The organism is Acidithiobacillus sulfurivorans, assembly GCF_018853815.1.
Taxonomy (GTDB): Bacteria; Pseudomonadota; Gammaproteobacteria; order Acidithiobacillales; family Acidithiobacillaceae; genus Acidithiobacillus; species Acidithiobacillus sulfurivorans.
This window is the reverse complement of record NZ_JAAOMP010000053.1, coordinates 1-7,129: the sequence shown is the minus strand read 5'-3', so window position 1 is coordinate 7,129 and position 7,129 is coordinate 1. Positions and strand designations below refer to the sequence as shown.

General features: G+C 51.9%; 6 protein-coding genes and 1 pseudogene. 1 reads left to right on the top strand and 6 read right to left on the bottom strand.

The window, feature by feature from the left end; all coding sequences use genetic code 11:
• Positions 1-75: 75 nt before the first annotated feature.
• From HAP95_RS05325 to HAP95_RS05310, 4 genes are read right to left on the bottom strand one after another with little or no spacing between them, the layout of a single operon-like run.
• Positions 76-429, bottom strand: coding sequence for a site-specific integrase (locus HAP95_RS05325; RefSeq protein ID WP_215883277.1), 354 nt, complete (start codon positions 427-429; stop codon positions 76-78).
• Positions 426-599, bottom strand: coding sequence for a site-specific integrase (locus HAP95_RS05320; protein ID WP_215883276.1), 174 nt, complete (start codon positions 597-599; stop codon positions 426-428). Before HAP95_RS05320 ends, HAP95_RS05325 begins: the two co-directional genes overlap by 4 nt.
• A gap of 28 nt (positions 600-627) precedes the next feature.
• A complete protein-coding gene (locus HAP95_RS05315) occupies positions 628-1,374 on the bottom strand; it encodes a site-specific integrase (protein ID WP_215883275.1) in 747 nt (248 codons plus the stop codon).
• Entirely contained in the window at positions 1,371-2,624 is a 1,254-nt protein-coding gene (locus HAP95_RS05310; protein WP_215883274.1) for a site-specific integrase, read from the bottom strand. Before HAP95_RS05310 ends, HAP95_RS05315 begins: the two co-directional genes overlap by 4 nt.
• A 177-nt stretch (positions 2,625-2,801) precedes the next feature.
• On the opposite strand from HAP95_RS05310, the pseudogene HAP95_RS05305 reads away from it, so the two are divergent.
• A pseudogene (locus HAP95_RS05305) lies at positions 2,802-3,038 on the top strand (transposase domain-containing protein); the annotation flags it as partial.
• A 668-nt stretch (positions 3,039-3,706) separates the two neighbouring features.
• Here HAP95_RS05305 and HAP95_RS05300 read toward each other — a convergent pair.
• Together HAP95_RS05300 and HAP95_RS05295 are read right to left on the bottom strand one after the other, a co-directional pair.
• Complete coding sequence (locus HAP95_RS05300; protein ID WP_215883278.1) at positions 3,707-5,413, bottom strand: ArnT family glycosyltransferase; 1,707 nt, start codon at positions 5,411-5,413, stop codon at positions 3,707-3,709.
• 337 nt (positions 5,414-5,750) lie between these two features.
• Positions 5,751-6,959, bottom strand: coding sequence for an IS4 family transposase (locus HAP95_RS05295; protein ID WP_215883273.1), 1,209 nt, complete (start codon positions 6,957-6,959; stop codon positions 5,751-5,753).
• Between the last annotated feature and the right edge of the window lie 170 nt (positions 6,960-7,129).

Sequence of the window (7,129 nt, the reverse complement as noted above, 5' to 3'; positions counted from 1 at the left end):
CTTGACTCCATCCATATCCCTGACCATGGAGCCATTTTATCATGATTAACCTTAAGTTTCATCAAGAATGCAACACTACACTAGAATCTGTTGAGCTAACTGCAAAGCCGGGGGGCATTGCAAGGAAATATACTTGGTAAAAGCACGTATGGCAGCAAACCTGGCATTACGGCTGCGGATTGTGTTGTGGCGTTCAGTTTCAAGATGTCCAAGAAAATCAAGTATCAGCGTCGCATCGAAATCGTTCAACGTCAGCTTGGTCGGTGGCTTGCCTTTTTGATGTTCGGCATAGTTTAGGAGCAATCGGAATGTATCTCTGTAGGCTTTGATAGTTTGCGGACTGACATTCTTCTGCTGTAGCAATCGATCGACAAAGAAGTTCTGGAGCAGCCCTGCGAATTCGGTCGGGTCGGTGAGTAACGAGTTCATTGTTGCCCCCTCTCCGCGAAATGGTGAAAGCGTTCTGCGGCGATGGCCATCAATTCGGGTATGCCTGTAAAATACCAATAGGTATCGCTTACCTTGGCATGTCCGACATAAGTCGATAGCGCCAGAATGGCGTGGTCGATATCCCTGTTCTGCTCGTAGCAGTGCAACATGCTTCGAACGATAAACGTATGGCGGAAATCATGGAGGCGATGATGCGGATAGTCGCCACGAGACCTCCAGCCCAGTTTCTGACAGAGTGTTTGCAAGGCATACAGCCATACCCGCCTGATTGGCGGGCCGCCCATCATCACGCAAGAAGAATTGGTTACTTAACGGCTTGGGTACGAGTTGATCGCGCTGCTGCACATAGATGCTCAGGGATGTCGTAACACTCGAATGCAAGGGCACCAGGCGCTGTTTATGGAATTTTGCGTCTCTGATATTGAGTATGCCAGCCACAAGGTCGACATTGCTGTCGGTCAGCGCGAGTGCTTCGGAAATACGTAAACCGCTGGCAGCCAATAATCCGAAAATGCACCGACAAGTGACCGGCCGTAGCCCTCGTTGAGGTTCTAAAGTGCTGGTGGCATCCAGCAATGCGATGAGTTCAGCCTCTGTATAGATATGTGGGATCAAGTGTCGATGAGTTCGGCCGAAAAGCCCCGATGGTGGGATTTCCGTTGCCGGATCCACACGCAGACAATAACGGGCGAAGCCACGCAGCACGTCAAGACGGCGTCCCCAGGTGAACGGATTGGGACAACGTGCAGTCCGAGCCCAGGCGACGGCGAGCGCTATCGTCAGATGGGTTTCCGTGCCTTCTTTTTCAGCGTACTGGGCAAAAGACCTCAGTTGTGTCGCCTCAATGGCAAGTTGGAAACCGTGGCTGCGCCGATAGGCCAAGTAGGTTTCGACTTGGGTCATCCACGAAACCGGGGCGCTCATGACTGGCCCCCTGGCCACGGTAAGGCCACGGCTCGCAGCGTATCCAGGTCAACACGGACATAGACACGAACCGTATCGAGGCTCTGGTGGCGCAGAATATCTGCAATTGCTTTCACAGACGTACCTGCCTGCTGTAATCGCGTAGCCGCAGTGCGTCGCAGGACATGGGTGTTGCAATACCGATCACGTAACCCACACCGAACAAAAGCCCGGTTCATCGAGTTACGGATAGCGGAAACGCTCAGAGATATCCCAAAAGGCGCTCTGTGGCGCACAAAAAGCAGGCGATTGTTGGTCTGGGGTCGTCCGTGACGGAGATATTGCGCAATGGCCTCGCCGGTAAACTCAGGCAGCGGTAACTTCTGTACACGTTTACTTTTGGTCCCATTGATTGTCAGCACTGCACGACGCCAGTCTATTGATTCCAGGGTTAGATCAGTCACTTCTTGCCCCCTCAAGCCAAGATCGACCAGACAGCGGGCAATAGCGTAATCCCTCTGCCCCATGGGGTCCGTGCAATCGAACGCCACCAGGAAAGCCGACAACTCTTTGTCCGAAAGCACTTTGGGCAAGGCGGTATGCCGCCAGTCTGCAATCTTTGGTAAGGCATTTGACAATACGGCAGTTGGCTCCCCAAGAAGAGCGCGGTAACGCAAATAACTGCGCAGACTATTGCAAACAGTACGCAAGGACGCTGGCCGCAAATGCGATCCCAGTTGGGAGATATATGCCTCCAACTGTTCCCCAGAAATCTGGGCTGTGACCGGCGCCTGTTCTCCAAATTGGTGACTGAGAAAAGCACCAATATCATGCATGCGCCGATTACGGGTAACCGGTGCCACCCCACAGGTGTTCGAAAGGTACGCGCCAAAACGCTCAAGCTCTCTCGCAATGGGTTCTGCGATAGTCGGCTGAGATATGCCATTCTGAGGAAAGCATTTTAACAGATGCTTAAGAGCAGCAGGCATATCGGAACCAGCAGAACGGCAGGGTGCGGGACAGTGGCAGTTGGGCAAATGATGTTGTAAAAAACGCTTTATGAGCGCCGGGCTGATGCTTGATTGCTCCAGCCCTTTGTTTTTGAGCCAGAAACCAAAATGAGCCAGGCAGTTTACATAGGCAATAACAGTACGATCGGCATAATGTTGGCTGCGTAATCTCGTTATGAAAGGGGGTACGAGAGGAGTAAGGGGGCCGTCGGACAGCCAGTCAGGATGGGGAATGTGCGACAGGGAATCATCTAAAAACATGGGAGCTACTCCTGTAGAGGGATTGGACCCACAGGAATACTATATTTTTATGGTAAGTCAGAAATGTGCAGTTAATGGTTAACTTCTTGCCCAACAAATGTTAATTGAATGACCATGTGCAAACTTTGCATAATAATGGACTGCGGATAATTCCGGTTATGCAAACCATTGCATAACCGGAAAAACTGGCTGTTCTGCTGGACGGAACTGGGGGCCAAACAGGTGGGTATTGTGCAAAGCCTGCTGACCACCTGCCGCCTTCACGACATCAATCCCTACGACTATCTGGTCGATGTCCTGCAGCGGGTCGGCCAGCATCCCGCATCTCGCGTCGCCGAACTGACCCCCAGACTCTGGAAACAGCACTTCGCCGCCAACCCCCTGCGATCGGACCTCTACAATATCCTGAAGTAGCCCGCAAGATACGCCGCTCAGTTACCGGTTACCGGATTACTATGGTCCTTGGTATCTATTACCGGCAACCAGCTTCTTGCCACTCCCGCTCGAATATGGGCCGCCACCACCGACTTATCCCTACCAACCCTATTTCTTCTGGTGGCGATCCAGAGTGGCGCCCTGTATCAGGTGCACCATCCCCATTGGTGGTTTCGGCACCATGCGGACATGGCGCATTACCGGATATGGCGGTCCCGCGTGATCCCTTTATACCGGGGTAGGCCTTTTTATCGCGGACCCATGCACCCGGTATTTCACCACCCATATCCCGTTCGTCGGATTGCCGGGCCGGTGATGCGGGGCAGAGTGATTCATACTGAGGTTCATCCGATATTCAGACCAGGATTTCGACAGGGCATACGTCCCGATTTTCACCCGCCGGTGCACGGACCTATAGCGCGTCCGCACCCAATCTATCACCCCGGTCAACCACAACGGTTCCACCCAAGATTTCGCCACCCGCCGGTGCATCGTGCCATGCACCCGGTTCAAAGAAATAGAGGGCGGAGGGGTCCTGGCGGGCACACTCCCGGAATCGTCAAACTTTGGGAACTCCCCAGCTGAGGGCTTAGCTTGAGGAAATTAAACAACAAAGCTAATGACATATAAACCAAGGTGAAACTGCTTCATCTGGATGGTAACAACTTACTTGTTGACTGTTCATTTTTCTGATTTATACCGTAAGTCCTTCTCTTAATCTGTATCAGAGTGATGTATTCGTGACTATATATCTCGTAAGCCGTCATGATATTTTTATGGTTATAAGCGTTCGGAATAGAAGCAAGCACTGCAGGGGTTTGTGCTTGCGGGCAAACCAAATATAAAGGATGGATACCCAGGACATCCGGCAATTCGGTCAAGGATTGCAGATGCTGAATTGGCATATCACCACGTCCAGCATAAAACAAAAAATTTGGTTGAAACCAGTCCCAAGAAGCCAGCCTATAAGGTGCATTTCCCTGTAATGCCGCAATTTTTTTCCCCATGGTCTGCGACGGTTTGAGATAATCAACAGGCGGTAGATACACAAATACCAGTAGGGCACTTAGAGCGAAACTTCCGATCCCTAATACTATCCATGCACTTGTCCAATACTGCTTCCAAAACAACACAACGGCTACCGCTGCGGTAAACATATAGGGGAACCCGATCATAACCATAGAGGGAAGCTTGGGTTCGCTTATGGGTAAAAACCACGTAGCAAAAATACTGAGCGCTAGACCAATTATAAATAGTACAGAAGAGGAAAAGATCAGTCCACGGCGTCGCGGCAGCCTACTTTCTCTACGGAATTTATCAAACCAAACAGCAATGAGAATAAATAAGGGTGGATACGCTTCCCACACATAATTAGGGAGCTTTGTTGCTGATAGAGTAAAAAAGGCGATCCAGGTGCCTGCCCAGATCAGCAGGAACAGTGTTATTGCCTGTTCCTGCAAAAAACACCTTCGGTTTTGCCATAGATCATGAAAAATCTGTGGCAGAAATATGGACCATGGCAACATCCCCAGGAAAGTGCTTATGACGTAATACACCCAAGGACCGCGATGCCCCTGCATGCTTTTGTTGAAACGTCCGATATTCTGTTGAAAAATAAATAACCGATCCCACACCCAGTGAGTTTCAATCCCTACCGCCAGATACCATGGCAACACTATCAGTAGAAAGAGAGGAATACCTGTTACCAGTCGTCCCTCCCGCCAAAGAAAAGAAAGCTGCTGACGCAACAACAAAAAAAGTACGACTATAAGGCCAGGCAAAAGAAAGCCAATAGGCCCTTTATCCAAGGTAGCAAGCGCCATGGCGGCGTAGCTGATGTGCAATTCACGGCTGCGAATTTCCAGATACATATATCCGCGCAGGTAACTCAGCAACGCAATGGTAGTCAAGAGAATCAGTAGCGGGTCCGGCGTGGCGCTACGAAATATTACCGTACTATGCAAGGCAGTTGCTGTAATCAAGCCGGTAATCACTGCCACGGATTCACCGTAGAGCCGCTTCAGAGCTAAGATCAGGTAAAAAATCAGCAGTGCGCCTACCAGTGCGGAGCCAATGCGTAATCCCCAGGAATTCATCCCTAGCATCTTTACGCCCGTCCACATCAACCAATAATTCAGTGCAGGCTTGTCGGGCAAAAGACGGGCATTATAAATAGGTACGATCAGATTATGCTCGGCTATTTGATCCTTTAGGCTTTGTGCATAAATGGGCTCGTCTATATCCCAGAGGCTGGTGTTACCTGTGCCCCATGCAAAAAAAAGAAAAGCTAACAAGAAGATAGTCAGCGCCCGGAACTTGAAAACACAATGTCTACTACAACTTGTAGAAAACATCAGACCAGCCAAGAATTGGAACATTTAAGTGGAAAATTAGAAAACAATAGAGCGCCTCAAAGTATCAACCAGACAGAAATCAGTCTAACCCACACGGGATCAAATATGCCACATGCGTGGAGTAATTTGTCAAACGATGCTAGTGTTTAACGGCAATAATATTTAGTTAGTAACGATCACTGCGCATGGATTGCAGGGAACCCTTAATGGATTGCCTCTATCCCTGATTGGGTATGAACTCATTTTTCTGCGCACTCCGCGTGGGTTACGCTTGCCCCGACTGGTAAAAGCGCGACCGGAAGCCATTTCCTGCAACACGCTCTGCAACCAGGCAGACCTACCCCGAGGGGGGAAGAGCGCCGACAGCGGGGAGACGGCGATGCAGGACGCGCACCGCATGGATGAAGGACAGATCCTGCGCGGCCTGACCGGTTTGCGCTGCGGCTTCGGTCATCAGGTGGCGGATAGCTGCATGGACTAACAGGAGTGCATAGAACTCCTGCTCCACTAACTCCGGTCGCTTGCTGCGCAGTACGACCCTGCGCTCTGCCAGATGGGTCTTGAGCTCATCGAAACTGGATTCGATGGTCCAGCGCTGGTGATACAGGGCGGCCAATTCCAGGGCGGGCGCCTCAATGGGGTCCAACCAGTTGGTGATCAGCCGGTAAACCGGTTCGGAATCGGGGATGCCCTTCAAGGTATAGTCGATAACCCGCACCCGGATCCCATAGCGCTGCTTTTTTCGGTCTGCAGAACTGGGGTAAATGGTGCTGAGATACGACCCGTCGGGCAGGGCTTCTTCTCGGGGCAATTGTACGACGCTACTCAGTCGAAACAGCAGACGGGCACCCGTGGCGAGGGAGTGCTTCCAGAAAGCGTAGCCATAAAACCCTCGGTCGGCGGTCACCAGCATGCTGGAATCCGCATGCGCCATGACTGACAAGGCCAGATCTCGCTCCCCCTGGTCGTACGGACCCGGTTCTGCATAGCACAAGGTGTGCGTCCCACATTCGGCCATGGCGACAAAACGGAGCTTGGGAAAAGCCGACGCACCCCGAGAAGAAGAGGGGTAGCCATAGCACTCCGCATTGGCGGCTTCATCCGGCATGTCCAGGGTGGAGCCGTCAATGGCCATAATTCGTAGGCCGCGATAGAACACGCCGGGCATCTCTGCCGGGCCATGCGGTTGGACCTGCTCTTGATACAACGCCTTCAGCGGACCCGCACCGACACGGCCGCGTGCCTGGGAGATGGCCCCCTTGCTGACGGTGGCCTGCGTCAAGCCCTCCTCTCCGAGCAGGGGCCGTAACCCCTCAATCACCAAACGGAGAACCTCCTCGTAGGCGACGTTGGCATAGAGGACCATCGCCAGGACAAAATAAATCAGGACGTCGTAGGGCAGTCCCCGTCGCCGCTGACTTTCCAAGCCTTGTTGCGCCAAGGTCTCCCGGACTTTTCCGATGGGACAGCGCATCGCCAGATAGCCCACCGTCAGATAATCGGCCAGACGAGCGCCTACAGGTAATTGTGCTTTGGTACGTGCCATTGCCATGTCTCCCCAGAAACAAAGCATGGCGGTTATTCTGACAGAAAATTATCTATCTAAACAGTATTGGATTTAAACCAGAGCGAATACCGACAAGCCACGCAGGATGCGGCTGTCGCTCACGGCATTTCCAGATTTTCCCATCGATTTTCCTGGATGACACGCACGAG

What these genes read in the sequence shown, in the direction of transcription:
- HAP95_RS05325 (WP_215883277.1), bottom strand. Translation starts at nt 429, where the DNA reads ATGAACTCGTTACTCACCGACCCGACCGAATTCGCAGGGCTGCTCCAG.
- HAP95_RS05320 (WP_215883276.1), bottom strand. Translation starts at nt 599, where the DNA reads ATGTTGCACTGCTACGAGCAGAACAGGGATATCGACCACGCCATTCTG.
- HAP95_RS05315 (WP_215883275.1), bottom strand. Translation starts at nt 1,374, where the DNA reads ATGAGCGCCCCGGTTTCGTGGATGACCCAAGTCGAAACCTACTTGGCC.
- HAP95_RS05310 (WP_215883274.1), bottom strand. Translation starts at nt 2,624, where the DNA reads ATGTTTTTAGATGATTCCCTGTCGCACATTCCCCATCCTGACTGGCTG.
- HAP95_RS05300 (WP_215883278.1), bottom strand. Translation starts at nt 5,413, where the DNA reads ATGTTTTCTACAAGTTGTAGTAGACATTGTGTTTTCAAGTTCCGGGCG.
- HAP95_RS05295 (WP_215883273.1), bottom strand. Translation starts at nt 6,959, where the DNA reads ATGGCACGTACCAAAGCACAATTACCTGTAGGCGCTCGTCTGGCCGAT.